Below are 25,182 nucleotides of genomic sequence, written 5' to 3' on the forward strand. Positions count from 1 at the left end.
GAGGGATGAGTGGGCGCCATTGACGGCTGCGGGCCGAGAGAAGTCAATGCAAGCGAAAGCCATCGACTGATGACCCATCAGATAATGGCAAGATCCCCGGAGGGTCGGCGTTTCCCCAGGTCACAGGGCCGGTTTCGCCTCCCGGACACGACGGAGACCGGTGCCGCCGACGGCGACACCGGTCCGGGTTGCACGGGGATCAGCTGAAGACGAACGGACCCGGCGACTGCGAGGTCACCGCGTCGCAGTTCACCGTGATCCCGAAGATCACCATCTTGAGGGCGACGCCCGCGAAGTACGAGTTGAGGCTGTCACCCGAGGCCACGGTCCCGCTCAGCGGGCCGATGACGACGGACTGCCCGGCACCGAGCGCCGGGTTCTTCTTGCCGGTGAAGACCCGGGTGCCGCCACCGGCCTTGGCCATCGTCAGCGTGGCGTTGATCTGGTCGACGCCGACCGCGATCGGCGTCGTGACGGCCGAGGTGACGGTGATGGTCGCGGCCGTGCCGCTCTGGGTCGCGGCGAGGGTGGCGGTGCCGCCGCCCCAGCTGCCGCAGTCGTAGGTCGCCGTGGCCGACCCCGGCGAGACGGCCGCGGCCGTCGGCGCGAAGGCGAGCGCGGCGGCGGCGAGGCCTCCGGTGAGGACCGCGACGGTCCCTAAGGTGCTTCTGCTTCTCATGGCGGGTTCGTACCCCTTCCGATGACGAACGCAGGGGTGCGGACTCTGCGTGGAGGACGTGGATCTGACGGTCCGTCGGACCGGTCGCTGCCATTGATACGCAGCCCGCCGGGGAAGGCAAGAGAAGTTGCGGTGATCCTTCACAAACGCGCAAGGGCCCGGCGTCGAGACGCCGGACCCTCTTGCCGTTCGGGGGTCAGCCCGCGGTGACCGCCGTGCGCAGCTGCCCGTCCGGACCCGCGAGCAGCACCGGGGTCTCCGGGCCGCCGAGGTCCCGTACCGCCGCGCGGTCCTCGTCCGTGGCGGCCTCGGCGCTCGACACGACGGCCGCCGCCTCCAGGGACTGGGCGCCGCTGGCCACCGCCATCGCGACCGCGGTCCGCAGCGCGCTCAGCTTGAGCGACTCCAGCTCCACGGTCCCCGCCACGTACGTACGGCCGGTCTCGTCCCGCACCGCCGCCCCCTCGGGTACGCCGTTGCGGGCGCGGGCGCTCCGCGCCAGAGTGATGATCTTGAGGTCCTCGGCGCCGAGGTCGCCGTGCTCGCTGCTGAGTGTCATGGCCCGAGCATAGGTCGCGGGCCGGGCGCACCCGGATCCCGTCTCATCCCACGGCCCGGCCGGTCTCAGCCCGCGACCGGGCCGGCTCGCCGCGCGCCCCGGCCCGTCCCGGCCCGCGAGCCGCCCGTCTCAGCCCGCGACCGGGTACATCGCCCCGCGGCGCCCCGCGGGAGACACCAGCCACTCCAGCTTCTCCGCCGTGTCCGCCTCCGGCAGCGGCGTGTGCATCACGATCACCAGGTCCGGCCTGGCCGGGACCCGCAGCTGTGTCGCCTCGACGACCAGCGTGCCGACCAGCGGATGCTCCATCTCCTTGCGGTTCTGGCCGCCCGGCAGGATGTCCCGCCGCTCCCACAGCTCCGCGAACTCCGGGCTCAGTTCCCTGGCCTCCTCGACCACCGCGCGGAACCCCTCGTCGTCCGGGCATTCCGAGCAGGCCGAACGGAACTGCGCGACGACCTTCGGCGCCAGTTCCTCCCAGTGCCCCACCCGCGAGCGGTACAGCGGGTCGGTGAAGAAGTTCACCAGGCAGTTCTGCGAGATCTCCGGCCGCATCCCGAGCACGATCGCCGCCGCGTCGTTGTACAGGACCGTGTTCCAGTAGACGTCCATGATGTGCGCCGGGAACGGCATCCACGCGTCGATGAGGCGCCGCAGCCCCTCGCACATGTCCCGGTCCTCCGGAGCCGCCTCCAGGGCCGGCGGGTTCAGCGCCGCCAGGACGTACAGATGGCGCCGCTCCGCCGGGCTCAGCCGCAGCACCCGCGCCACCGAGTCGAGGACCTGCGGCGAGACCGTGATGTCCCGGCCCTGCTCCAGCCACTGGTACCAGGAGACCCCGACACCGGCGAGGACCGCGACCTCCTCCCGGCGAAGGCCCGGCGTGCGGCGCCGCGCGCCGCCGTCGGGCAGTCCCGCCTCGGCCGGGCTGATCCGGGCCCGACGGCTCATCAGGAACTCGCGCAGTTCGCCGAGTCGGTGCTGCTTCGCGCTGGTGCTCTCGAGAGCGGTGGCCACGTGTGCTTCCTCCCCCTGGACGCCTGGTGGTGCCTGGTGGTGCGACCAACAGGATAAGTTCCCGCTCCCCAGCCTTGTTCCCGGACGCCGAGGGTGGGGCCATGGCAACGACGACCTCCGCCCCGACCACCCCCACCGACAAGACCGCTCCCCCGGCCATCACCGGCCGCACCCGGCTCATCCTCTTCGTGCTGTGCGCCGCCCAGTTCATGGTGTCGCTCGACTTCTCCGTACTGAACGTGGCGCTGCCCGTCCTCGGCGCCGACCTCGGCCTCGACCAGTCCGCCCTCCAGTGGGCCGTCACCGCCTTCGCGCTTCCCTCCGGCGGCTTCCTGCTCCTCTTCGGGCGCGTCGGCGACCTCTACGGACGCAAGAAGCTGTTCCTCGCCGGACTCGCCCTCTTCGGCGCGGCCTCGCTGCTCGCCACCTTCGCCTGGAACCCGGCCGCGTTCCTCACCGCACGCGCCCTCCAGGGCATCGGCGCCGCCGCGATCGTGCCGACCGGCATGTCCCTGCTGACCACCACGTTCCCCGAGGGGCCGCTGCGCGACCGGGCGCTCGGCATCTCCGGCACGCTGCTCTCGCTCGGCTTCACCGTCGGCATGATCCTCGGCGGCGTCATGACCGACACCCTCGGCTGGCGCTCCACCATGGGCCTGCTCGCCCTCTTCAGCGTGGTCGTGCTGCCCCTGGCCCCTGGCCTGCTCCCCGAGTCCCGCACCTCCGAGCGACCGCGACTCGACGTGCCCGGCGCGGTCACCGTCACGGGCGGTCTGCTCGCCCTGATCTACGCCCTGTCGACGGCGGCCGAGCGCGGCTTCGGCGGCACGGACGTGCTTGTCACGCTTGTGGCGGGCATCGTGCTGCTCGCCGTGTTCGTACGGGTCGAGTCCCGGCACTCGGCCCCGCTGGTGTCGCTGCCGATGCTGCGGCGCGGCACGGTCGCCTTCGGCAACCTGGGCGGTCTCGTGACCTTCTCGATGATGTCGGCGGTCGTCTTCGTCCTGACGCTGTACCTGCAGGAGACCCTGGGCCTGTCGGCCTTCGCGACCGGTCTTGTCTTCGGCGTGCAGGGCGTGGCGTCGGTCGTGGCCGGACTGTTCGCGTCGAAGGTGATCGGCCGGATCGGCGCCCGCCGCACCCTCGTCGGCTCGCTCGTCGGGCAGGGCCTGCTCACGGCGGCGCTGATCGGTCTGGGCGAGGAGTCGGGCGTGGTCCTGGCGACCGTCGCGGTCTCGCTGGCCTCCATGTGCCATCTCGGCGCGATCATCTCGTACGGCCTGACCGTCACCTCCGGCGTCCCGGACGAGGAGCAGGGGCTCGCGACGGGTCTGGTGACCACGACCCAGCAGGTCGGCCTCACCGTTGGCATCCCATTGCTCGGTGTGCTCGCCACCACCGGCGGGGACCTGTACGGGGGTGTCCGCACGGTCCTCGTCCTGGACGCGGCGATCGTGCTGGGCGCGGCGGCGCTCGTCGCCCTGGGCCTGCGGCGCAGGTGATCAGGGGCGATCGAGGCGGAGCCGTACGGCCTTCGGCAGACCCGCGACCACCAGGTCGTACGAGTCCTCGACGAGCTCCCGGACCATCCGGTCCGGGAGCTCTCCGACGGTCACCGTGTTCCAGTGCCGCTTGTTCATGTGATAGCCGGGGGCGATCGCCGGGTGCTCCTCGCGGAGCCGTACCGCCTCGTCCGGATCGCACTTGAGGTTGACCCGCAGCGGCTCGGAGTCGAGCCACGACAGCGCGAACAGCTTCCCGGCGACCTTGAAGACGGAGACGTCGGGGCCGAAGGGGAACTCCTCCGACGCGTCGTTGAACTCCAGGCAGAGGGCTCGCAGCCGCTCAGGGGTCATTCCGGCTTCTCCTCCGGTTCCAGCGGTTCCACGAGCACGGTGACGATCTTGTTCCGCCGGCCGGCCGGGGACTCGGCCGTCAGCCGCAGCGAGCGCCCGTCCGGCAGCTCCACCACCGCCTTCGCCCCCGCGATCGGGACCCTGCCGAGCGCCTTCGCGAGCAGCCCGCCGACGGTCTCCACGTCCTCGTCGTCGTATTCGTCGGGGCCCAGGCCGTACAGCTCGCCGAGGTCTCCGATGTCGAGCCGGGCGGTGACCCGGTGGCGGTCCTCGCCGAGGTCCTGGACCGGCGGCAGCTCGCGGTCGTACTCGTCGGTGATCTCGCCGACGATCTCCTCCAGGATGTCCTCGATGGTGACGATCCCGGCCGTGCCGCCGTACTCGTCGATGACGACGGCGACGTGGTTGCGCTCCTGCTGCATCTCGCGCAGCAGGTCGCCCGCGTTCTTCGTGTCGGGCACGAAGGCGGCGGCCCGCATCGCGGTCGACACCAGGTCGGCCTCGGAGTCCCGGTTGATGTGCGTCTTGCGGACCAGGTCCTTCAGGTACACGATGCCGACGATGTCGTCCTCGTTCTCCCCGGTGACCGGGATCCGGGAGAAACCGGAGCGCAGCGCGAGGGTGAGGGCCTGGCGGATCGTCTTGTACCGCTCGATGGAGACCAGGTCGGTGCGGGGCACCATGACCTCCCGTACGAGCGTGTCGCCCAGCTCGAAGACGGAGTGCACCATCCGGCGCTCGTCGTCCTCGATCAGCGACTCCTGCTCGGCGAGGTCCACCATGGCCCGCAGCTCCGCCTCGGAGGCGAACGGGCCCTTCCGGAAGCCCTTGCCCGGGGTCAGCGCGTTGCCGATGAGGATGAGCAGCTGCGGGATCGGGCCCATGATCCGGGCCAGCGGCAGCAGCACGTACGCGGCGGCCGTCGCCGTGTTCATCGGGTGCTGGCGGCCGATCGTGCGCGGCGAGACGCCGACGGCCACGTACGAGACGAGGACCATGACGGCGATGGCGACGAGCAGGGCCTCCCAGGTCTCCGGGAAGGCCTCCAGGCAGGCGTACGTGACGAGGACGCCGGCCGCCATCTCGCAGGCGACCCGCACGAGCAGGGCCACGTTGAGATAGCGGGTCGGGTCGGAGGCGACCTGGGCCAGCTTCTCCCCGCCGCGCCGCCCGGACCGTACGGCCTCGGCGGCGCGGAAGCTGGAGACACGGGCGAGACCGGCCTCGGCGCAGGCCGCGAGCCAGGCCACTACGACCAGGGCGACCGCGCCGAGGACCAGCGACATGTCCACGGGGTCAGGAGACGGTCGGCGCCGGGGACGGGCCGGTCAGGCCCTTCTCCGCGCGCCAGCCGTCGACGATCGCCGCCTGGAGGCCGAACATCTCGGCCTTCTCGTCGGGCTCCTCGTGGTCGTACCCGAGGAGGTGCAGCACGCCGTGGACGGTGAGCAGCTGGAGCTCCTCGTCCATGGAGTGCTCCGTCGGCGCGTCCTTGCCCTGCTGGGTGGCGACCTCGGGGCAGAGCACGATGTCGCCGAGGAGCCCCTGCGGGGGCTCCTCGTCGTCCTTCGCCGGCGGACGCAGCTCGTCCATCGGGAAGGACATGACGTCCGTCGGCCCCGGCAGGTCCATCCACTGGATGTGGAGCTGCTCCATCGCCTCCGTGTCCACGACGATCACCGAGAGCTCGGAGAGCGGGTGGATACGCATGCGCGCGAGCGCGTAGCGGGCGATGTCGAGGATCGCCTGCTCGTCGACCTCGGTACCGGACTCGTTGTTGACGTCGATCGACATGTGCGGTTTCTGCTACTTCCCGTTGCGGCCGTTACGGCTGTCGTACTGCTCGTACGCGTCGACGATACGGCCGACGAGCTTGTGCCGGACGACATCCTGCGACGTGAGCGTCGAGAAGTGGACGTCCTGGACCCCGTCCAGGATGTCGCGGACCTGCCGCAGACCGCTCTTCGTCCCGTTCGGCAGGTCGACCTGGGTGACGTCACCGGTGACGACGATCTTCGAGTCGAAGCCGAGGCGGGTGAGGAACATCTTCATCTGCTCGGGGTTCGTGTTCTGCGCCTCGTCGAGGATGATGAAGGCGTCGTTCAGGGTGCGGCCGCGCATGTACGCCAGCGGCGCGACCTCGATCGTGCCCGCGGCCATGAGCTTGGGGATCGAGTCGGGGTCGAGCATGTCGTGCAGGGCGTCGTACAGCGGGCGCAGGTACGGGTCGATCTTCTCGTAGAGCGTGCCCGGCAGGAAGCCGAGGCGCTCGCCGGCCTCGACGGCCGGACGGGTCAGGATGATCCGGGTGACCTGCTTGGACTGCAGGGCCTGGACCGCCTTGGCCATGGCGAGATAGGTCTTGCCGGTGCCCGCGGGGCCGATGCCGAAGACGATGGTGTGCTTGTCGATCGCGTCGACGTACCGCTTCTGGTTGAGCGTCTTGGGGCGGATCGTGCGGCCCCGGCTGGACAGGATGTTCTGCGTGAGGACCTCTGCGGGGGTCTCGTCCCCGCCCTCCGCCGAACCGTTCTCGCTCGCCCTGAGCATGGCGATCGAGCGTTCCACTGCGTCCTCCGTCATCGGCTGACCGGTGCGGAGCACCAGCATCATCTCGTCGAACAGGCGCTGGATGAGAGCGACTTCCGCCGCGTCTCCGACCGCGCTGACCTGGTTGCCCCGGACGTGGATGTCGGCGCGCGGGAACGAGCGCTCGATCACACGGAGCAGCGCGTCACCGGAGCCGAGCAGGGTGACCATCGGGTGCTTGGCGGGGACGACGAAATGGGCGCGGGCCTGTCCGGGCGCGTCGTCGTGGGCTGTGGGTGTCTGAGTCATGGGCCGGCACTGAGGCCTGCGCATACCTCCCGTTGCAGGGGTTCTCGCTGCTCGACAACCTCTGGGCTCCCAGCCTACGACTTGGTACCGACAGCCCGAAGGGATTTACGAAGCGGCCGCACGGAACCCGATCGTGGGCACCGCCCTGCGCAGCGGCCAGGGCCGGTCCGGGGCCGGCAGGAGCCGTTCGAGGAAGGCGTAGCGGTCGCGCAGGGTCTCGGGGTCCTGCATGGCGTGGCCCTGGACGTGCTGCCACCAGGCTGCGATCTCGCCCCAGGTGGGGGCGGACAGGGAGCCGCCGAACTCCTGGACGGAGAGGGCGGCGGTGAGCCCGGCGAAGGCGAGCCGGTCGGCGAGCGGCCAGTCGGCGAGGGTGCCGGTGACGAATCCGGCGACGAAGACGTCCCCCGCGCCGGTCGGGTCGAGGGCGGAGACCTGGATGGCGGGCACCTCGGCGGTCTCGCCGGTGGCGCCGTCGACGGCGTAGGCGCCTTCGGCACCGAGGGTGACGACGGCGTAGCGGACCTTGTCGGCGAGGGCGCGGGCGGCGGCCCGGGGGCAGTCGGTGCGGGTGTAGCGCATGGCCTCGGCGGCGTTCGGAAGGAAGGCCTCGCAGTGCGCCAGGTCGGCGAGTCCCGCCAGGTCCCAGCGGCCGGTGTCGTCCCAGCCGACGTCGGCGAAGACCTTGGCGCCGCCGCGGGCGGCGCGGGCGACCCATTCCTCGCTGCGGCCGGGGGCGAGGGAGGCGACGGCCGCGCGCGCGTGGGGCGGGTAGGCGGGCAGGGCGGCGGCGGCATCGGGCGGCGCCTCGTGGCCGTGGGACACCATGGTCCGCTCGCCCTCGTAGGCCATGGAGACGGTGACGGGCGAGTGCCAGCCGGGGACGGTGCGCGAGAGCGACAGGTCGATCCCCTCGCCCTGCTCCAGGGCGTCCCAGCAGTACTCGCCGTAGTGGTCGTCGCCGAAGGCCGCGGCGAGGGAGGTGCGCAGGCCGAGGCGGGCGAGGGCGGTGGCCATGTTGGCGACGCCGCCGGGGCTCGATCCCATGCCGCGGGCCCAGGACTCGGTGCCGCGGACGGGGGCGCTGTCGAGGCCGGTGAAGATGATGTCGAGGAAGACCGTGCCGGTCAGGAAGACGTCACAGGCGGGGTCGGTCGGCTCGCGCAGACACACCAACGGGTCGACCTCGGCGTCGGGTTGCGGCTGGTCTCCCCTTGCTGTGGTCACGGCGGACTCCCCGGTCGTGGTGCGGCGGATCGGCACCTTGATGCCGATCTGGACAGTGTGCCCGATGGGGGCGGAGAGACGGGGGTTACGCAACACGGCCCGCCACGCGTTCCCCCGCCGTTCCGCCCCCAAACCGATGGTGACCCGTATCACAGGCCGAATCGGGGGATACCGCCTTCTCCGCTCACTCGGATGCTTGATACACATGGTGCCGCGACCCCGCGGATCTCCGGGCGCCGTCTCATTTCCCTGTTCAGTTCCTGGAACGCCCATGTCGTCGCGCCCGCGCGTCCCGGGGGCTCTCGCCGCCCTCGTCGCCCTCTTCACCGCCGGTTACCTGGCCCCGTACCTGCTGCCGACCGTCGTCGGCCGGCTCTCCGCCGGTCTCGGTCTGACCCCGGCGCAGGCGGGCCTGGTCGGCTCCGTGCTCCTGCTCGGCTCCTCGTGCGCGGGCTTCGTCCTCGCCGCGCACGGGGAGCGGCTCTGCCCCCGCACGGCGGCCCGGGCGGGCCTGCTCGCGATGGCCGTCGGATACGGCTCCGCCGCCGCGACCGGCCTCGTGCCGCTGGTGGTGGCGGGCGCCGTCCTCGGCGGCCTCGGCTCGGGTACGGCGACGGCGGTGGCCGCCGCCGGGATCGCCGGGCAGCGGGACCCGCACCGGGCCGCGACGCTCGGCCTGCTGTCCGTCTCGGCGACGGCGGGCGCCCTCTACCTCACCCTCCCGCACCTGGCCGGCGGCCACGCGCCCGCGCTCCTCGCCATCGCCTGCGCGGCGGCCCTGGTGTGGCCGCTGACCGGCCGGCTGCCGGGGCGCACGCGCGCGGTAAGGGAGGCCCCGACGGTCTCCGGCCCGCTCCCCCACCGGCGGGCGGGGGTGGTGCTCGCGGCGGGCATCCTGTGCTGGTCCCTCGCGCAGAACGCGCTGTGGGGCGTGAGCGGCCGCATCGGACTCACCCAGGCGGGGCTCTCCGAGGTGACCGTCGGCGCGGTCTTCGCCGCCGCCCTCGGCGCGGGGCTCCTCGGCGTCACGGCGGCGGGGGTGCTCGGCTCCCGCCTGGGCCGGGCCGTGCCCATCGGCGCGGGCACCGTCCTCATCGCGGGCTGCGTGCTGCTCAGCTCGGCCGCCGAAGGCCTGGTCCCGTTCGCGACCGGCGAGATCCTGTGGAACGCCGTCTACCCGGTGGTCCTGTCGTACCTGCTCGGCCTCGCCGCCTCGCTCGACCCGCGCGGCCGCTGGGCCGTCCTCGTCGGCTCGGCGTCCTCCCTGGGCGTGGCCTGCGGCCCGGTGACCGGGAGCCTGCTGTCGGAGAGCGCCGGCTACCCGGGCATGGGCCTGGTCCTGTGCGCCCTGCTGATCCTGGTCGCGCTCCCGATGACGGCGGTGGCCCGCCACGTGTCCGGCCGCCCGCTGGTCCCCGGCTCGGTGCGGCGCAGGGGCGGCGCGCCGGCGGCGGTCCTGGCGGGGAACGCCTCGGCGACCCCCGCCCTGGTCCCCCAGATGGGCGCCCCCGAGCAGGAGGTGGCGGCCATCGCCGTCCCCGCGGGCCGCCGTCGCCTCACGAAGGCGGCGTACCGGCTCGCCCGCCCCTCGGACCGGGGATAGCGCCCGCCGCACGGGCCGGCTCCGCGGCCCGTGCCGTACCGGGGCCTACGCCTCGAACGCGTAGGCCTCCACCTCCGCGAGGTACCGCGCCCTGCGCTCCTCGTCGTCCTCCAGGAACGACGCGAGGAAGGAGTTGCGGGCCAGCTCACGGAGGTGCTCCGGCTCAAGGCCGAGCGTCTCGCGCACCGCGTCGAAGTTGTCGCCCACATACCCGCCGAAGTACGCCGGGTCGTCCGAGTTCACGGTGACGAGGAGGCCCGCCGTCATCATCGCCCGCAGCGGGTGGTCGGCGAGCGTGTCGATCGTGCGGAGCCGTACGTTCGACAGCGGGCAGAGGGTGAGCGGCACCCGCTCGCGGACGAGACGGTCGACCAGGTCCGCGTCCTCCATGCAGCGCAGGCCGTGGTCGACGCGCTCCACGCCGAGGACGTCGAGGGCCTCGCGGATGTACGCGGCGGGACCCTCCTCGCCCGCGTGGGCGACCTTGCGCAGACCGAGCGCCCCGGCGGCCTCGTACACCTCGCGGAACTTGGCCGGCGGGTGGCCGACCTCCGCCGAGTCGAGGCCGACTCCGGTGATCCGGTCCAGGTAGGGCTGGGCGGCGTCCAGGGTGGCGAGCGCCGATTCCGCGGACTCGTCGCGCAGGAAGCACATGATGAGCCGGGTGGAGATCCCGTACCGCTCCTCGGAGCGTTCGAGGGAGGCGCCCAGGCCCTCGATCACGGCGCCGATCGGGACACCGCGGGCGGTGTGCGCCTGCGGGTCGAAGAAGATCTCGGCGTGCCGGACGCCCTGTGCGGCGGCCCGCTCCAGATAGGCGTCGGCGAGTTCGGTGAAGTCCTCGGCGGTGCGCAGGACGGCCATCAGGCCGTAGTACAGGTCGAGGAAGGACTGCAGGTCGCTGAACCGGTACGCCCCGCGCAGCTCGTCGGTGTCCGCGTACGGCAGGGTGACGCCGTTGCGCGCGGCGAGCGCGAAGGCCAGCTCGGGTTCGAGGGTGCCTTCGATGTGGAGGTGCAGTTCGGCCTTGGGTACGGGCATGTTCACGTTCGTTTCGGTACGGGGACCCTCATGAGGTCCTGGGCGATGCTCAGTTCGCCGTCGAATCCGGCCGCCCGCGCCTGGCGCTCGAACGCGGCCGGGTCGGAGTAGCGCTGCGAGAAGTGGGTGAGGACGAGGTGCCGCACCCCCGCGTCGCGGGCGACGGCGGCGGCCTGGCCGGCCGTCAGATGGCCGTGGTCGGTGGCGAGGCGGACGTCCTCGTCGAGGAAGGTCGACTCGATGACGAGCATGTCGGCGCCTTCGGCGAGGGTGTGCACGCCCTCGCAGAGCCGGGTGTCCATGACGAAGGCGAAGCGCTGCCCGCGCCGGATCTCGCTGACCTCGTCGAGGGTGACGCCGTCCAGGACGCCGTCGCGCTGGATCCGGCCCACGTCGGGGCCCTTGATGCCGTGCGCGGCGAGCCGCTCGGGCAGGATGCGGCGCCCGTCGGGCTCGGTGAGCCGGTAGCCGTACGACTCGACGGGGTGCGAGAGCCGGTGCGCGTCGAGGGTGAACGTGCCGGTGACGGCGACCGGCCCGTCGGCGGCGACCGGCGACTCGGTCAGCTTCACCGTCTCGCGGTAGGCCGTCGCGTACCGCAGGCGCTCGAAGAAGCGCTGCCCGCTCGCCGGGTAGTGCGCGGTGACCGGGTGCGGGACCTGGTCGAGGTTGATCCGCTGGATCACCCCGGCCAGGCCGAGCGAGTGGTCGCCGTGGAAGTGCGTCACGCAGATCCGGTCGAGGTCGTGCGCGGCGACCCCGGCGCGCAGCATCTGCCGCTGGGTGCCCTCGCCGGGATCGAAGAGGATGCCCTGCCCGTCCCAGCGCAGCAGATAGCCGTTGTGGTTGCGGTGCCGGGTCGGGACCTGGCTGGCGGTTCCGAGGACGACCAGTTCGCGTACGGACACGGCTTAGCCGGGGGGCCAGTTGAGGCCCCGGCCGCCCAGCACGTGCGCGTGGGCGTGGAAGACGGTCTGGCCGGCGCCGGCGCCGGTGTTGAAGATGATCCGGAACCCGCTGCCCTCGATCTTCTCCTGGGCGGCGATCTCACCGGCCTCGCGCAGCACGTCGGCGGCGACGGTCGGCGCGGCGGCGGCGAGGGACGCGGCGTCCGGGTAGTGGAGGCGCGGGATCACGAGGACGTGGGTGGGTGCCTGCGGGTTGATGTCGCGGAAGGCGACGGTGGTCTCCGTCTCGCGAACGATCGTCGCCGGCACCTCGCCTTCCGAGATCTTGCAGAACAGGCAGTCGCTCTGCGGCTCTCCGGCCATGGCCCGGGCCTCCTCGCCTCTGTCGATGGGTACTACGGGAATGCTATCCGCCGTCACCGACGGGAACGCGTCCCCGGTCAGTCCTTCGGCGCGCGCCGGTTCAGGGCCGAGCGGCTCACCCAGTACGTGATGACCACGGCCCAGAACAGCGGCGTCCCCAGTCCGCCGACCACTCCCCCGCCGAACGACCAGAGGGCCATCGTCACCACCGAGTGGAGCCCGAGCAGCCCCACGGCGGCGGCCATCGCGATCACCGGCCGGCAGGAACGCGCCACGAGGAGCAGGGGGCGGCGCAGCCGGGGCGGCACCCGGCGGCCCATCCACAGCACCCAGCCGCCCCAGGACCCGAGGAGCACGGCCGCGCCGATCACGAAGGGCACGACCGCCTCCGTGCCGGTGGCTCCGGTGCGGACCGGGGCGGAGCCGAGCGCGGCGGCGACGAAGCCGATCAGGGCCACCCAGCGGGCTCCGGCGACGGTGTTCCAGGCCATGGCCTCCAGGTTGTAGCGGGCCTTGCGGTCCTGGAGGTCGAGCGCGGCGGAGGCGACGAAGCCCTCGGCGGCCTGCGTCCAGGCCCCGCGCCGGAACCAGCGGCGCCGAAGCCGCAGCAGCGACAGGTTGTTGTGGGCCTCGCTGCTCTGCGGGTTGAGCCGCAGCGTCGTCTCGTACGCCCGCTGCGCGGTGGCGTGGTCGCCCCGGCGCTGGGCGGTGAGCCCGACCAGGAAGTGGGCCGCGTCCTCCTCGGGGGCGAGGGCGACGGCGGCCCGCGCCGCCTCGTACGCCTCGACGGCACGCGCGGGCGTGCGCGCGTGCTCCCCGAACTGGGCGAGGGCGGTGCCGAGGGCGTAGTGGGTGCCCCAGTACTGCGGGGCGAGTCGGACGGCGTACCGGGCGGAGGTCTCGGCGTCCTGGAAGCGCCGCAGGCCCAGCAGGATCTGCACCCGCATCAGCCAGGCCATGAGCAGCTCGGGTTCGGCGGCGAGCGCCCGGTCCACGGCGGCGAGGGCGGCCGGGTGGTCCTCGGCGCGGTGGTGGCAGCGGGCCAGCAGGACGAGCGCCTCGGCGTCCTCCGGTTCGGTCGCCAGGTGCTGGGCGACGAGCTCGCCGGCCTGCGTGTACCGCCCGGTGTCGTAGAGGGCCTCGGCGCGCAGGAGGGCGGTCGGGGTGGCCGGGGTGGTCACAGCTTGCGCTTCCGCTTGAGGTGGGCGAGGAGGTCGTCGTACAGGCCGCCCTCGTTGGCGAACATGGCGACGTTCCGGGCGGCGGCGAACCACGGCTCCGTGGACGGCTTGATCTGCTTGGCCGCGCCGAGCAGGTCCTTGGTGGTGATGAGGCGTACGGAGCCGGTGCGGGCGGAGTCGAGGAGCGCGGCCTCGGCGGCGGTCTCGCAGACGTGGGCGAGGTCGGCGCCGGAGAAGTCCTCGGTGGCCTTGACCAGCTTGCCGAGATCGACGGCCTCGATGGGGCGCTCGCGCAGGTGGTAGCGGAGGATCGACTCGCGGGCGGTGGCGTCCGGCGGGAGCACGAGCAGGGTGCGGTCGAGACGCCCGGGGCGGCGCAGCGCGATGTCCACGTCCCAGGGGACGTTGGTGGCGGCGAGCACGAAGACGCCCTCGTTGCCGGCGCCGCTCGCGATGCCGTCGAGCTCGGTGAGGAGCTGGTTGACGACGTTGCGCAGGCCGCTGTGGTGCGTACGGGAGCGCTTGGCGCCGAGGGCGTCCAGCTCGTCGAGGAAGACGACGCAGGGGGCCTGGCGGCGGGCGGTCTCGAAGATGTCGTGGATGTTCTTCTCCGAGGCGCCGATCCACATGTCGAGGACGTCGGAGAGCGAGACGGTGAGGAAGTTCGCGCCGAGTTCACCGGCGACGGCGCGCGCGATGAAGGTCTTGCCGCAGCCGGGCGGCCCGTAGAGGAGCAGGCCGCCGCGGAGCGACTTGCCGTACAGGCGGCGCAGTTCGGGGTTGCGCATGGGGGCGAGGAAGGCGGCTTCGAGCCGGTCCTTGACCTCCTCCATGCCGCCGACGTCGGCGAGGCGTACGGAACCGGGGGCGTCGACGTCCCAGGCGGCGGCGTCCCCTGCCGGCCCCTCGCCGTCGGCGGCCTGCGGGTCCTCCAGGAAACGGGGTCCCACGAGGTCCTGGACCTGCTGCTCGGCGGCGTCCCAGTCGAACCCGTTCGTGGGCGCGGCCGGCGCGGTCGGCGCGGTCGGCGTGGTGGGCGCGGTGGGCGCGGCCGGCGTGGTGGGCGCGGCCGGCGTGGTGGGCGCGGTGACTTGCGGCATCCCCATCGCCCGCATCATCAGGGCGCGCGCGTCCGCGTCCCCCGGCGCGTGCTGGAGCGCGACCGCCGCCTCCGCGACGGCCTCGTCGTTCCGCCCGTCGGACAGGAGGAGTTCGGCGAAGTGAAGACGCAGGGGTACGTCACCGGGGGCGGCGGCCACGGCGGCGCGCAGACTGCGGATCAGGGGGGACTCGTCGGCCATGCGGCCACCCTAAGGCGGGGGGGCCGGGCTAGCTCCAGCGGCCCGTGCGCCCCAGGACCAGCGCCGTCGCCGCCGTACCCGCCGTGGAGGTCCGCAGCACGCTCCGGCCCAGCCGGTACGGCTTCGCCCCGGCCTCCTCGAACGCCGCGAGTTCCTGCGGCGAGACACCGCCCTCGGGGCCGACGATCAGCACGATCGAGCCCTTCTCCGGGAGTTCGGCGGTGGCGAGCGCGCCGCTCGGGTGGTCCCGGTCCTCGTGCAGGACGGCCGCGAAGTCGGCGCCCGCGAGCAGCGCGGCGACCTGCTTCGTCGTCATCAGGTCGGAGACCTCGGGGAACCGGGTGCGGCGCGACTGCTTGCCGGCCTCGCGCGCGGTGGACCGCCACTTGGCGAGCGCCTTCAACCCCCGGTCGCCCTTCCACTGGGTGATGCAGCGGGAGGCGGCCCACGGCACGACGGCGTCCACCCCGGTCTCCGTCATCGTCTCGACGGCCACTTCGCCCCTGTCGCCCTTGGGCAGCGCCTGGACGACGGTGATCCGGGGCTCCTCCTCGGGGTCCTCGTACACGCCCGACACCTGCACGGTCAGCCGGTCCTTGCCCTCGGCGGCGAGCACCACGCAGTCGGCCCACCGGCCGCGGCCGTCGACGAGGACGAGGTCCTCACCGCCCTGGAGCCGCTTCACGGAGACGGCGTGCCGCCCTTCGGGCCCTTCGAGCACGAAGGTGCCGGCGCCGGGGACGGCGTCGACGACGAAGACGGGTGCGGTCATGAGGTGCTCCTGTGGGCGAACCGGGAGGTGTCGCGGAGGTCGGCGAGTGCGGTGTCGAGTTCGGCGGCCAGTACCTCGACCAGCTGGCCCGCGGGGAGTTCGCGGGCGAGCCGGTGGCCCTGGCCGGCCCACAGGGCCATGCCCTGGGCGTCGCCCGCGGTGGCGGCGGCCTTGCGGATCGGGGCGGTGAGGTGGTGGATCTCGGGGTAGGCGGCGGGGGCGTACGGCCCGTGCTCGCGCATGAAGCGGTTGACGAGGCCGCGCGCCGGGCGCCCGGAGAAGGCCCGGGTGAAGGCGGTCCTGGTGAACAGCGGGTCGGTCAGGGCCCGCTTGTGCAGCGGGTGGGCGCCCGACTCGGGGCAGCAGAGGAACGCGGTGCCGAGCTGGGCGGCGTCGGCCCCGGCGGCGAGGACGGCGGCGATCTGCGCGCCGCGCATGATCCCGCCCGTGGCGACGATCGGCAGGGCGACGCTCTCGCGGACCTGGGTGAGGAGGGCGAGCAGTCCGGTGCCCGGGGCGTCGTCGGCGGGGTCGTCGCGGTACGCGCCCTGGTGCCCGCCGGCCTCGACGCCCTGGACGCAGACGGCGTCGGCGCCGGCCTGCTGGGCGGTGAGGGCCTCGTCGGCGGAGGTGACAGTGACGATCGTGTACGTACCGGCGCGGGCGAAGGAGGTGAGGACCTCGGGCTCGGGGCAGCCGAAGGTGAAGGAGACGACGCGGACCGGGTCGTCCAGGAGGATGGCCAGCTTGGCGTCGTAGGCGTCGTCGCGGCTGTCGTCGGCCTCGCCGAGCGGGGTGTCGTACCAGGTGGCCTCGCCGGCGAGCTGGTGGCGGTAGACCTCGAGGGCGGCGGGGTCGGCGGGCCGCCCGGTCTGCGGCATGAAGAGGTTGACGCCGAAGGGGCGCGCGGTGAGCCCGCGTACCTGCTTGATCTCCTGGTACAGGCCTCCGGCCGTCTTGTAGCCGCCGGCCAGGAAGCCGAGCGCCCCGGCCTCGCAGACGGCTCCGACCAGTTCGGGACAGGAGGCGCCACCCGCCATGGGGGCCTGCACGATCGGAAACCGAGAGAGATCGTTCAGTGCGGTGGTGGACATATGGGCATCGTGCCATGCCCCTGCTTCGGGGCCGAATCCGTACGTCATGTCAGGAAGGGCGGCTCCGGGACGTGCTCGCCGTTCGGGGAAACGCGGAGGGGCGGGACGGCTCAGCACCGTCCCGCCCCTCCCACTCCGGTGTACGGACCGGGTCAGGTCCGCCCGTTGAAGGCGTCCTTGAGCCGCGAGAACAACCCCTGCTGACCGGGCTGGAACTGGCCGGTGGGCCGCTCCTCGCCGCGCAGTTTGGCCAGTTCGCGCAGGAGGCGTTCCTGCTCCGCGTCGAGCTTGCCCGGGGTCTGCACCTCGACGTGCACGATCAGGTCGCCCCGGCCGTTGCCGCGGAGGTGGGTGACGCCACGGCCGTGCAGCGGGATCGACTGGCCGGACTGGGTGCCCGGCCGGATGTCGATCTCCTCGAGGCCGTCGAGGGTTTGCAGCTGCACCTTGGTGCCGAGCGCGGCCGCCGTCATCGGCAGGGTGACCGTGCAGTGCAGGTCGTCGCCGCGCCGCTGGAACATGTCGTGCGGGGTCTCGTGGATCTCGACGTACAGGTCGCCGGCGGGGCCGCCGCCGGGGCCGACCTCTCCCTCGCCCGCGAGCTGGATCCGGGTGCCGTTGTCGACACCGGCCGGGATCTTGACCGTGAGGGTGCGACGGGACCTGACCCGGCCGTCGCCCGCGCACTCGGGGCACGGGGTCGGGACGACGGTGCCGAAGCCCTGGCACTGCGGGCAGGGGCGCGAGGTCATGACCTGGCCGAGGAACGACCGGGTGACCTGCGAGACCTCGCCGCGGCCGCGGCACATGTCACAGGTCTGCGCGGTGGTGCCGGGTGCGGCGCCCTCGCCCGAGCAGGTCGTACAGACGACCGCCGTGTCGACCTGAATGTCCTTGGTCGTGCCGAAGGCCGCCTCGTTGAGGTCGATCTCCAGACGGATCATGGCGTCCTGGCCACGACGGGTCCGCGAGCGCGGGCCGCGCTGCGAGGCCGTCCCGAAGAAGGCGTCCATGATGTCGGAGAAGTTGCCGAAGCCACCGGCTCCGAAGCCGCCCGCGCCGCCTCCGCCGGAGGCCGAGAGCGGGTCGCCGCCGAGGTCGTAGACCTGCTTCTTCTGCGGGTCCGAGAGGACCTCGTAGGCGGCGTTGATCTCCTTGAAGCGTTCCTGCGTCTTGGGATCGGGATTGACGTCCGGGTGCAGCTCGCGGGCGAGCCTCCGGAAGGCCTTCTTGATCTCGTCCTGGGAAGCGTCGCGGCGCACGCCGAGTACGGCGTAGTAGTCCGTGGCCACTTACGACTCCGCCAGGATCTGTCCGACGTAACGTGCCACTGCGCGTACCGCTCCCATCGTTCCGGGGTAGTCCATGCGGGTCGGTCCGACCACGCCGAGTTTGGCGACTGCTTCGCCGCCCGAACCGTAGCCGACCGAGACGACGGACGTGGAGCTCAGCCCCTCGTGGGCGTTCTCGTGCCCGATGCGTACGGTCATGCCCGATTCCTTGGCCTCGCCCAGCAGCTTGAGGAGCACGACCTGCTCCTCCAGAGCTTCGAGGACAGGCCTGATCATCAGGGGGAAGTCGTGTCCGAAGCGGGTGAGATTGGCGGTGCCGCCGATCATCAGCCGCTCCTCGTGCTCCTCGACGAGGCTTTCGAGGAGGGTCGCGAGCACGGTCGTGACCGTGGCGCGGTCCTCGGTCTCCTCGAAGGACTCGGGGAGGTCCTGCACCAGCTGCGGCACGTCGGCGAACCGGCGGCCGACGACCCGGCTGTTGAGCCGGGCCCGCAGATCGGCGAGCGAGGTCTCGCCGAAGGGCGCGGGGCAGTCGATGAGCCGCTGCTCGACGCGGCCGGTGTCCGTGATGAGCACCAGCATCAGGCGGGCGGGGGCCAGCGAGAGCAGCTCCACGTGCCGGACGGTCGAGCGGGTCAGCGAGGGGTACTGGACGACGGCGACCTGGCGGGTCAGCTGGGCGAGCAGCCGGACCGTGCGGCCGACGACGTCGTCGAGGTCCACCGCGCCGTCGAGGAAGTTGTGGATGGCCCGGCGCTCGGGCGTCGACAGCGGCTTGACGCCGGCGAGCCGGTCGACGAAGAGCCGGTAGCCCTTGTCGGTCGGAATGCGGCCGGCGCTGGTGTGGGGCTGGGCGATGAAGCCCTCCTCCTCCAGGACCGCCATGTCGTTGCGCACCGTGGCCGGCGAGACGCCGAGCTTGTGGCGCTCGGTGAGCGCCTTGGAGCCGACCGGCTCCTCCGTCCCGACGTAGTCCTGGACGATGGCGCGCAGCACCTCGAGTCTGCGTTCGCTGAGCATCGTGCGCACCTCCAGCTCTCGTCGTCGTTCCGGTTGCTCCGCATTTGGCACTCGGCCTGTTCGAGTGCCAGCGATCCCCCGGCCAGTGTACGGCGGCGGGCGTCGCTCCTGGCAAGGTGGCGGCGCTCCCACCGGCTAGCGTCGCCTCATGGACGTGGATTGGGAAGCGTACGGATGGGAGCGGCTCGCGGACGGGGTGGGCCGGCGACGGCTGCCCCGCTGGGACGCCACGGTCGGGCTGGTCCTGGGTGAACGGGCCGTGCTGCTGTACGACACGGGCTCGTCGCTCGCGGAGGGCGCCGAGCTGCGGGCCCAGATCACGGGGCTCACGAGCGGTCGCGAAGTGACGCACATCGCACTCGGTCATCCCCATTTCGACCATGTGCTGGGCACGGCGGCGTTCGCGGACGCGGAGGTCTTCGGCGCGGTCGGCTCGGACGAGCTGCTCGGCCGGGTGCGGGACCGGGACGAGCTGCGCGGGGACGCGGTACGGCACGGGCTCGACCCGGTGGCGGCCGCGGAGGCGGTGGACGCCCTGGTGGTCCCGCGGCACGTGGTCTCGGGCGAGTGGACGCTCGACCTGGGAGGCCGGCAGGTCCTCCTGGCGAACGTGGGCCCCGGCCACACGGGCCACGACCTGGTGCTCCTGGTGCCGGGCGAGCGGGAGGTGGTGTTCTGCGGCGACCTGGTCGAGGAGTCGGGCGAGCCGCAGGCGGGCCCGGACGCGATCCCCTCCCGCTGGCCGGACGCGCTCGACCGGCTGCTGCGGCTCGGCGGCGAGGACGCGGTGTACGTGCCGGGGCACGGGGCCGTGGTGGACGCCACGTTCGTACGGGTACAGCGCGATGAACTGGCACACCGCTTCCACGTGACCTAACGTCACCGGAATGCGCAGCTACAACCCGGACCTGACGCCGTCCTGGAAGAAGCCGAAGCCCGTCCCGGAGATCCCGGCCGACCGCGACCTCGTCGTCGAGGAGGTCGCCACGGGCTTCTGCGGGGCGGTGATCCGCTGCGAGGCGGGGACTGTGACGCTGGAGGACCGCTTCGGCAAGCACCGGGTGTTCCCGATGGAGCCGCGCGGCTTCCTCCTGGAGGGCCGGGTGGTGACGCTGGTCCGCCCGGTCGCGGCCCCCGCCCGCCCCACCCGTACGGCCTCGGGCTCCGTCGCGGTGCCGGGCGCACGCGCGCGCGTGGCGCGGGCCGGCCGGATCTACGTCGAGGGCCGCCACGACGCCGAGCTCGTGGAGCGGGTCTGGGGCGACGACCTGCGGATCGAGGGCGTGGTCGTGGAGTACCTGGAGGGCGTCGACGACCTGCCGTCGATCGTGGCCGACTTCGCCCCGGCACCGGACGCCCGCCTGGGGGTCCTGGTGGACCACCTGGTCCCGGGTTCGAAGGAGTCGAGGATCGCCGCCCAGGTGACCTCTCCTGACGTCCTGGTCGTCGGCCACCCGTACATCGACATCTGGGAGGCGGTGAAGCCGTCCTCGGTGGGCATCCGGGCGTGGCCGAGGGTCCCCAGGGGCGAGGACTGGAAGACGGGCGTGTGCCGCGCGCTGGGCTGGCCGCACGACAACACGGGTGCGGCCTGGCAGCACATCCTGTCGAGGGTCACGACGTACAAGGACCTGGAACCGGAACTCCTGGGCCGCGTGGAGGAACTGATCGACTTCGTGACGGCGCCGTAGGGGCCTCGCCTCCCGCGTACGAACGGGGGTGCCCCGCCGTCGCTCGCTCGGGTAGCGTGCGCGGCATGTCGAGCCCCGAGTCGGACACGTCGGGGGCTTTCGGTCACGCCGTCAGCCCCCTGAACCCCTGAGTTCTCCCGGGTCCCTGCCGCCCTGTCGTCCCGCCGCCCTCCGCGGCCGGACGCGTGTGCCCCGTGGGTGCTGACCGCGGTGACGAGATGCCTCTGTCGTCATTCTCCTCACCCCGGAGCCACTCGATGCCCCTCCCGCTCCTTCTGCTCGCCCTGGCGGTCTTCGCCATGGGCACCTCGGAGTTCATGCTCGCCGGCCTCGTGCCGGACATCGCCTCAGACCTCGGTGTCCACGTCGGCAGCGCGGGCCTGCTCACGTCGGCCTTCGCCGTCGGAATGATCGTCGGCGCGCCGCTCCTGGCCGCCCTCGCCCGCAACTGGGCGGTGCGGGCGAGCCTGCTCGGGTTCGTTCTCGTGTTCTCGGCGGCGCACGTCCTGGGCGCCGTCACCACCAGCTTCGCCGTCCTGTTCGCCACCAGGGTGGTCGCGGCCCTCGCGAACGCCGGGTTCCTGGCCCTGGCCCTGACCACCGCCGCCCGGCTCGTGCCGCCGGACCGGAAGGGGCGCGCGCTGGCCGTGCTGCTGTCGGGTACGACGGTGGCCACGATCGCCGGGGTCCCCGCCGGATCGCTGCTCGGCACGCTGCTCGACTGGCGGGCCACGTTCTGGGCCGTCGCCGCGCTCTGCCTGCCCGCGGCCCTCGGCGTCCTCCTGGGGTTCCCGGCACGGCCCGCTCGGGAGGGCATGGCCGAGGTGCCGGACCTGCGTGCGGAGCTGGCGCGGCTCAGGCGACCGCGGCTGCTCCTGGTGATGCTGCTCGGAGCCCTGGTGAACGCGGCGACCTTCGCCGGCTTCACGTTCCTCGCGCCCGTCGTGACCGGTTCCGCCGGGCTCGGCGAGCTGTGGGTCCCGGTCGCCCTGGTCCTCTTCGGGGTGGGCTCCTTCGCGGGGATCACCCTCGCGGGGCGGTGGTCCGACCGGTACCCGGGCCGGGTCGTGGCGGTCGGCGGTCCACTGCTGCTCGTCGGCTGGCCCGCCCTGGCCGTGCTGGCCGACATGCCGGTCGCGCTGCTCACCCTCGTGTTCGTGCAGGGCACGGCGTCGTTCGCGCTGGGCGGCACTCTGATCGCGCGGGTCCTCCACGAGGCCGCGGGAGCCCCCACCATGGCCGGCTCCTACGCGACCGCGGCACTCAACGTCGGGGCGGCCGGCGGACCGCTCGCCGCCGCCGTCGCCCTCGAAACCGGGGCGGGGACGCTCGGACCGCTGTGGGCGAGCGGCCTTCTCGTCCTGGGCGCCCTGCTCATCGCCCTGCCGTCACGCGAGGTGCTCTCGGCGCACCAGGCCGGCCCGGCCTGATCGGCAAGACACCCCCTAGTCCACCTAGTCCACGAGGTCCCGCACGACCGCGTCGGCGAGCAGCCGACCCCGCAGGGTCAGTACCGCCCGCCCGGCGGCGTACGGCCCGTCGTCGAGCAGTCCGTCGGCGAGGGCCTTGCGGGACGCCGCGAGGCCCGCCGGCTTGAGGAGGGACAGCTCGACGCCCTCCTTGAGCCGCAGTTCGAGGAGCACGCGCTCGACTCTCCGGTCCTCGTCGGAGAGCAGCTCCCGTCCGGCCCCCGGCGTCTTCCCCGCGGCCAGCGCGGCGGCGTACGCACCGGGATGCTTCACGTTCCACCAGCGGACGCCGCCGACGTGGCTGTGGGCGCCGGGCCCCGCGCCCCACCAGTCGGCGCCGCGCCAGTACAGCTCGTTGTGGAGGCAGCGACCGGCCTCGGAGGTGGCCCAGTTGGACACCTCGTACCACTCGAAACCGGCCTCGGCGAGGACGGAGTCGGCGATCAGGTACCGGTCGGCGTGCACGTCGTCGTCGGTCATCGGCACCTCGCCGCGCCGGATGCGGCGCGCGAGCTGCGTACCCTCCTCGACGATCAGCGCGTAGGCGCTGACGTGGTCGGGTCCGGCTCCGATGGCCGCGTCGAGCGAGGCCCGCCAGTCGTCGTCGGACTCCCCCGGCGTGCCGTAGATGAGATCCAGGTTCACGTGGTCGAAGCCGGCCGTCCGCGCCTCCGCCACGCACGCCTCGGGCCGTCCGGGGGTGTGCGTGCGGTCCAGGACCTTCAGGACGTGCTGCTTGGCGCTCTGCATGCCGAAGGAGATCCGGTTGAAGCCCCCGGCCCGCAGCTCCGCCAGGTACGCCGGGTTCACGGACTCCGGGTTCGCCTCGGTCGTGATCTCGGCGTCGTCCGCGAGCCCGAACTCGTCGCGGATCGCCCCCAGCATCCGTACGAGGTCGCCGGCGGCGAGCAGTGTCGGCGTACCCCCGCCGACGAACACGGTCCGCACCGGCCTGGGGTCGTCCCCGAGCACCTTCCGGGCGAGCCGGATCTCGTCGCCGACCTGGTCGGCGTAGTTGTCCCGGGAGGCCAGTACGCCCCCGGTGCCGCGCAGCTCGCTCGCCGTGTACGTGTTGAAGTCGCAGTAGCCGCAGCGCGTCGCGCAGTACGGCACGTGCAGGTAGAACCCGAGCGGCCGCTCCCCTGCCCCTTCCAGGGCGTGCGGGGGCAGCGCCCCGTCGTCGGGAACGGTCTCACCATCGGGCAGTACGGAAGGCATGAGCCCCATTGTCCCGTACTGCCCGAGGTGAACGGCCGGCCTGTGGACAACCTCTCCACAGGAGCGAGGGTCAGGACTCGCGGGACCCCGCGTACATCTCCTCGATGAGGTCCTTGTACTCGCGCTCGACGACCGGTCGCTTCAGCTTCAGCGAAGGCGTCAGCTCGCCGTGCTCGATGTCGAGGTCGCGCGGCAGCAGGCGGAACTTCTTGATCGTCTGCCAGCGCTGGAGGCCGGCGTTGAGGCGGTCGACGTAGCCCTGGATCATCGCCACGGTCTGCGGGGCGGCGACGATCTCGGCGTACGGCTTGCCCGCGAGGTCGTGCTCGGCGGCCCAGCCGAGGAGGGAGGGCTCGTCGAGGGCGATCAGCGCGGTGCAGAAGTTCCGGTCGGCGCCGTGGACCAGGATGTTCGAGACGAACGGGCAGACGGCCTTGAACTGGCCCTCGACCTCGGCCGGCGCGATGTACTTGCCGCCGGAGGTCTTGATCAGGTCCTTCTTGCGGTCGGTGATCCGCAGGTAGCCGTCGGCGGACAGCTCGCCGATGTCACCGGTGTGGAACCAGCCGTCGGACTCCAGGACCTCGGCCGTCTTCTCGGGCAGGCCGTGGTAGCCCTCCATGATGCCGGGGCCGCGCAGCAGGATCTCGCCGTCGTCGGCGATCCGGACCTCGGTGCCGGGGAGCGGCTTGCCGACGGTGCCGGTGCGGTAGGCCTCGCCCGGGTTGACGAAGGAGGCGGCGGAGGACTCGGTGAGTCCGTACCCCTCCAGGATGTGGATGCCCGCGCCGGCGAAGAAGTAGCCGATCTCGGGGGCGAGCGCGGCTGATCCGGAGATGCACGCGCGCAGGTTGCCGCCGAAGGCGTCACGGATCTTGGCGTAGACGAGGGCGTCGGCGACCTTGTGCTTGGCGGTGAGGCCGAAGGGCGCGGAGGCGGTGCCGGTGCGGCGGAAGTTGTCCTGGGTCGCCTTGGCGTAGTCGCGGGAGACGCCCGCTGCCCACTGGAAGATCTTGTACTTGGCTCCGCCGGCCGCGCGGGCCTTGGCGGCGACGCCGTTGTAGACCTTCTCGAAGATGCGGGGGACGGCGGCCATGTAGGTCGGCTGGACCACCGGCAGGTTCTCGATGATCTTGTCGACCCGGCCGTCGACGGCGGTGACGTGCCCGACCTCGATCTGTCCCGAGGTGAGGACCTTGCCGAAGACGTGGGCGAGCGGCAGCCACAGGTACTGGACGTCGTCCTGGGTGACGAGTCCGGTGGCGGCGATGGCCTTCGCCATGTACGACCAGTTGTCGTGCGGGAGGCGGACGCCCTTGGGGCGGCCGGTGGTGCCCGAGGTGTAGATGAGGGTCGCGAGCTGGGTCGGGGTGATCGCCGCGACCCGCTCCTTGACGGCCTCGGGGTGCTTCTCCAGGTACGCCTTGCCGCGCGCCTCCAGCTCCGCGAGGGAGAGGACGAACTCGCCGTCGCTCTCGACCCCGGTGGCGTCGATGACGACCACGTGGTGGAGGTTCGGCAGCTCGGCGCGGCGCTCCACGGCCTTGGCGAGCTGGGCCGCGTCCTCGGCGATGAGGACCTTCGACTCGGAGTCGGAGAGGATGAACGCCGACTCCTCCGCGTTGGTCTGCGGGTAGACCGTGGTGGTCGCGGCGCCGGCGCACATCACGCCGAGGTCGGCGAGGATCCACTCGACGCGGGTGGCGGAGGCGAGGGCGACGCGCTCCTCGGACTGCACGCCGAGGTCGGCGAGGCCGGCGGCGATGGAGTAGACCCGCTCGGCGGCCTGCCCCCAGCTGAGCGACTTCCAGTCGTCGGGACCGGTGCCGGAGGCGGCGGGCACCGGATAGCGGTAGGCCTCGGCGTCCGGAGTCCGCTCGACGCGCTCAAGGAAGAGGGCAGCCACGGAGGGCGGCCGGTTCTCGATCTGGGTCTGTGTGTCGCTCACGACGTCCTCCGGGCGGCGGCGGTGCCTTCTGGTGGTTCGTAAAACTAACTGGCGAGTAACCTTCGAGCCGGGATCAGAGTAAAGGCCCGGGGTCTGGCGCGTAAG

The 25,182-nt window shown here is 72.5% G+C and carries 24 protein-coding genes; 5 read left to right on the forward strand and 19 right to left on the reverse strand.

The window, feature by feature from the left end; genetic code table 11:
• Nucleotides 1-199 precede the first annotated feature (199 nt).
• The 3 genes from ACIA8N_RS03625 to ACIA8N_RS03635 form a co-directional block, all read right to left on the reverse strand.
• On the reverse strand, nt 200-679 hold the full coding sequence (locus ACIA8N_RS03625; protein WP_365785490.1) for a hypothetical protein: 480 nt from the start codon (nt 677-679) through the stop codon (nt 200-202).
• Nucleotides 680-875: 196 nt separating this feature from the next.
• Nucleotides 876-1,238, reverse strand: a complete 363-nt coding sequence (locus tag ACIA8N_RS03630) for a cytidine deaminase (protein ID WP_365785488.1) — start codon at nt 1,236-1,238, stop codon at nt 876-878.
• Between the two features lie 129 nt (nt 1,239-1,367).
• Entirely contained in the window at nt 1,368-2,189 is an 822-nt protein-coding gene (locus ACIA8N_RS03635; protein ID WP_399415755.1) for a helix-turn-helix transcriptional regulator, read from the reverse strand.
• Between the two features lie 167 nt (nt 2,190-2,356).
• Between ACIA8N_RS03635 and ACIA8N_RS03640 the strand changes: the two genes are divergently transcribed.
• A complete protein-coding gene (locus ACIA8N_RS03640; RefSeq protein ID WP_365785484.1) occupies nt 2,357-3,757 on the forward strand; it encodes an MFS transporter in 1,401 nt (466 codons plus the stop codon).
• Here ACIA8N_RS03640 and ACIA8N_RS03645 read toward each other — a convergent pair whose 3' ends face one another.
• From ACIA8N_RS03645 to ACIA8N_RS03665, 5 genes are all read right to left on the reverse strand, one after another.
• Complete coding sequence (locus ACIA8N_RS03645) at nt 3,758-4,111, reverse strand: MmcQ/YjbR family DNA-binding protein (protein WP_365785482.1); 354 nt, start codon at nt 4,109-4,111, stop codon at nt 3,758-3,760.
• Nucleotides 4,108-5,397 carry a hemolysin family protein gene (locus tag ACIA8N_RS03650; RefSeq protein WP_399415757.1) on the reverse strand — a complete coding sequence of 430 codons (1,290 nt, stop codon included), beginning with the start codon at nt 5,395-5,397 and terminating at the stop codon, nt 4,108-4,110. Before ACIA8N_RS03650 ends, ACIA8N_RS03645 begins: the two co-directional genes overlap by 4 nt.
• 10 nt (nt 5,398-5,407) lie before the next feature.
• On the reverse strand, nt 5,408-5,905 hold the full coding sequence (gene ybeY / locus ACIA8N_RS03655) for an rRNA maturation RNase YbeY (protein ID WP_030217410.1): 498 nt from the start codon (nt 5,903-5,905) through the stop codon (nt 5,408-5,410).
• A 12-nt stretch (nt 5,906-5,917) separates the two neighbouring features.
• Nucleotides 5,918-6,949, reverse strand: a complete 1,032-nt coding sequence (locus tag ACIA8N_RS03660; protein WP_365785478.1) for a PhoH family protein — start codon at nt 6,947-6,949, stop codon at nt 5,918-5,920.
• Nucleotides 6,950-7,054: 105 nt separating this feature from the next.
• The gene (locus ACIA8N_RS03665) at nt 7,055-8,176 is read right to left on the reverse strand and encodes a PfkB family carbohydrate kinase (RefSeq protein WP_365785476.1); all 1,122 of its coding nucleotides are present in this window, start codon (nt 8,174-8,176) and stop codon (nt 7,055-7,057) included.
• 271 nt (nt 8,177-8,447) lie between these two features.
• Here ACIA8N_RS03665 and ACIA8N_RS03670 point away from each other — a divergent pair, with 271 nt between their 5' ends.
• Nucleotides 8,448-9,779, forward strand: a complete 1,332-nt coding sequence (locus ACIA8N_RS03670; RefSeq protein ID WP_365785474.1) for an MFS transporter — start codon at nt 8,448-8,450, stop codon at nt 9,777-9,779.
• A gap of 45 nt (nt 9,780-9,824) precedes the next feature.
• Here ACIA8N_RS03670 and ACIA8N_RS03675 read toward each other — a convergent pair whose 3' ends face one another.
• The 9 genes from ACIA8N_RS03675 to hrcA form a co-directional block, all read right to left on the reverse strand.
• Nucleotides 9,825-10,820, reverse strand: a complete 996-nt coding sequence (locus tag ACIA8N_RS03675) for an adenosine deaminase (protein ID WP_365785529.1) — start codon at nt 10,818-10,820, stop codon at nt 9,825-9,827.
• Nucleotides 10,821-10,822: 2 nt separating this feature from the next.
• Entirely contained in the window at nt 10,823-11,728 is a 906-nt protein-coding gene (locus ACIA8N_RS03680) for a ribonuclease Z (protein WP_365785472.1), read from the reverse strand.
• A gap of 3 nt (nt 11,729-11,731) precedes the next feature.
• Nucleotides 11,732-12,091 (reverse strand): histidine triad nucleotide-binding protein, encoded by a 360-nt coding sequence (locus ACIA8N_RS03685; protein WP_365785470.1) that lies wholly within the window; start codon nt 12,089-12,091, stop codon nt 11,732-11,734.
• A gap of 77 nt (nt 12,092-12,168) precedes the next feature.
• Nucleotides 12,169-13,272, reverse strand: a complete 1,104-nt coding sequence (locus ACIA8N_RS03690) for a tetratricopeptide repeat protein (RefSeq protein ID WP_365785468.1) — start codon at nt 13,270-13,272, stop codon at nt 12,169-12,171.
• A complete protein-coding gene (locus tag ACIA8N_RS03695) occupies nt 13,269-14,573 on the reverse strand; it encodes an ATP-binding protein (RefSeq protein ID WP_365785466.1) in 1,305 nt (434 codons plus the stop codon). Before ACIA8N_RS03695 ends, ACIA8N_RS03690 begins: the two co-directional genes overlap by 4 nt.
• 28 nt (nt 14,574-14,601) lie before the next feature.
• Entirely contained in the window at nt 14,602-15,345 is a 744-nt protein-coding gene (locus tag ACIA8N_RS03700; protein WP_365785464.1) for a 16S rRNA (uracil(1498)-N(3))-methyltransferase, read from the reverse strand.
• A complete protein-coding gene (locus tag ACIA8N_RS03705; protein ID WP_365785462.1) occupies nt 15,342-16,439 on the reverse strand; it encodes a nitronate monooxygenase in 1,098 nt (365 codons plus the stop codon). The genes ACIA8N_RS03700 and ACIA8N_RS03705 overlap by 4 nt, the downstream gene beginning before the upstream one ends.
• A 152-nt stretch (nt 16,440-16,591) precedes the next feature.
• Nucleotides 16,592-17,731 (reverse strand): molecular chaperone DnaJ, encoded by a 1,140-nt coding sequence (gene dnaJ, locus ACIA8N_RS03710; protein ID WP_365785460.1) that lies wholly within the window; start codon nt 17,729-17,731, stop codon nt 16,592-16,594.
• The gene (gene hrcA, locus ACIA8N_RS03715) at nt 17,732-18,751 is read right to left on the reverse strand and encodes a heat-inducible transcriptional repressor HrcA (RefSeq protein WP_030217447.1); all 1,020 of its coding nucleotides are present in this window, start codon (nt 18,749-18,751) and stop codon (nt 17,732-17,734) included.
• Between the two features lie 148 nt (nt 18,752-18,899).
• Between hrcA and ACIA8N_RS03720 the strand changes: the two genes are divergently transcribed.
• From ACIA8N_RS03720 to ACIA8N_RS03730, 3 genes are all read left to right on the forward strand, one after another.
• Nucleotides 18,900-19,628 (forward strand): MBL fold metallo-hydrolase, encoded by a 729-nt coding sequence (locus ACIA8N_RS03720; protein ID WP_365785458.1) that lies wholly within the window; start codon nt 18,900-18,902, stop codon nt 19,626-19,628.
• 10 nt (nt 19,629-19,638) lie between these two features.
• A complete protein-coding gene (locus ACIA8N_RS03725; RefSeq protein ID WP_365785456.1) occupies nt 19,639-20,442 on the forward strand; it encodes a DUF3097 domain-containing protein in 804 nt (267 codons plus the stop codon).
• Nucleotides 20,443-20,699: 257 nt separating this feature from the next.
• Nucleotides 20,700-21,872, forward strand: coding sequence for a Cmx/CmrA family chloramphenicol efflux MFS transporter (locus ACIA8N_RS03730; RefSeq protein WP_365785453.1), 1,173 nt, complete (start codon nt 20,700-20,702; stop codon nt 21,870-21,872).
• A 24-nt stretch (nt 21,873-21,896) separates the two neighbouring features.
• Here the strand turns inward: ACIA8N_RS03730 and hemW are convergent, their stop codons facing one another.
• Both hemW and ACIA8N_RS03740 read right to left on the reverse strand, forming a co-directional pair.
• Nucleotides 21,897-23,138, reverse strand: coding sequence for a radical SAM family heme chaperone HemW (gene hemW / locus ACIA8N_RS03735; protein WP_365785451.1), 1,242 nt, complete (start codon nt 23,136-23,138; stop codon nt 21,897-21,899).
• 61 nt (nt 23,139-23,199) lie between these two features.
• Entirely contained in the window at nt 23,200-25,077 is a 1,878-nt protein-coding gene (locus tag ACIA8N_RS03740) for a long-chain fatty acid--CoA ligase (protein WP_365785449.1), read from the reverse strand.
• Between the last annotated feature and the right edge of the window lie 105 nt (nt 25,078-25,182).

The sequence above is a fragment of the Streptomyces sp. NPDC051822 genome, assembly GCF_044452745.1.
GTDB lineage: Bacteria > Actinomycetota > Actinomycetes > Streptomycetales > Streptomycetaceae > Streptomyces.

Bases quoted from the DNA above. Each gene is read 5' to 3' on its own strand.
- hrcA (WP_030217447.1), bottom strand. From the start codon at position 18,751: ATGCTCAGCGAACGCAGACTCGAGGTGCTGCGCGCCATCGTCCAGGAC.
- ACIA8N_RS03660 (WP_365785478.1), bottom strand. From the start codon at position 6,949: ATGACTCAGACACCCACAGCCCACGACGACGCGCCCGGACAGGCCCGC.
- ACIA8N_RS03675 (WP_365785529.1), bottom strand. From the start codon at position 10,820: ATGCCCGTACCCAAGGCCGAACTGCACCTCCACATCGAAGGCACCCTC.
- ACIA8N_RS03685 (WP_365785470.1), bottom strand. From the start codon at position 12,091: ATGGCCGGAGAGCCGCAGAGCGACTGCCTGTTCTGCAAGATCTCGGAA.
- ACIA8N_RS03670 (WP_365785474.1), top strand. From the start codon at position 8,448: ATGTCGTCGCGCCCGCGCGTCCCGGGGGCTCTCGCCGCCCTCGTCGCC.
- ACIA8N_RS03720 (WP_365785458.1), top strand. From the start codon at position 18,900: ATGGACGTGGATTGGGAAGCGTACGGATGGGAGCGGCTCGCGGACGGG.
- ACIA8N_RS03640 (WP_365785484.1), top strand. From the start codon at position 2,357: ATGGCAACGACGACCTCCGCCCCGACCACCCCCACCGACAAGACCGCT.
- ybeY (WP_030217410.1), bottom strand. From the start codon at position 5,905: ATGTCGATCGACGTCAACAACGAGTCCGGTACCGAGGTCGACGAGCAG.
- ACIA8N_RS03700 (WP_365785464.1), bottom strand. From the start codon at position 15,345: ATGACCGCACCCGTCTTCGTCGTCGACGCCGTCCCCGGCGCCGGCACC.
- ACIA8N_RS03705 (WP_365785462.1), bottom strand. From the start codon at position 16,439: ATGTCCACCACCGCACTGAACGATCTCTCTCGGTTTCCGATCGTGCAG.
- ACIA8N_RS03625 (WP_365785490.1), bottom strand. From the start codon at position 679: ATGAGAAGCAGAAGCACCTTAGGGACCGTCGCGGTCCTCACCGGAGGC.
- ACIA8N_RS03695 (WP_365785466.1), bottom strand. From the start codon at position 14,573: ATGGCCGACGAGTCCCCCCTGATCCGCAGTCTGCGCGCCGCCGTGGCC.
- ACIA8N_RS03730 (WP_365785453.1), top strand. From the start codon at position 20,700: ATGCCCCTCCCGCTCCTTCTGCTCGCCCTGGCGGTCTTCGCCATGGGC.
- ACIA8N_RS03650 (WP_399415757.1), bottom strand. From the start codon at position 5,397: ATGTCGCTGGTCCTCGGCGCGGTCGCCCTGGTCGTAGTGGCCTGGCTC.
- ACIA8N_RS03645 (WP_365785482.1), bottom strand. From the start codon at position 4,111: ATGACCCCTGAGCGGCTGCGAGCCCTCTGCCTGGAGTTCAACGACGCG.
- ACIA8N_RS03630 (WP_365785488.1), bottom strand. From the start codon at position 1,238: ATGACACTCAGCAGCGAGCACGGCGACCTCGGCGCCGAGGACCTCAAG.
- ACIA8N_RS03725 (WP_365785456.1), top strand. From the start codon at position 19,639: ATGCGCAGCTACAACCCGGACCTGACGCCGTCCTGGAAGAAGCCGAAG.
- hemW (WP_365785451.1), bottom strand. From the start codon at position 23,138: ATGGGGCTCATGCCTTCCGTACTGCCCGATGGTGAGACCGTTCCCGAC.
- ACIA8N_RS03635 (WP_399415755.1), bottom strand. From the start codon at position 2,189: ATGAGCCGTCGGGCCCGGATCAGCCCGGCCGAGGCGGGACTGCCCGAC.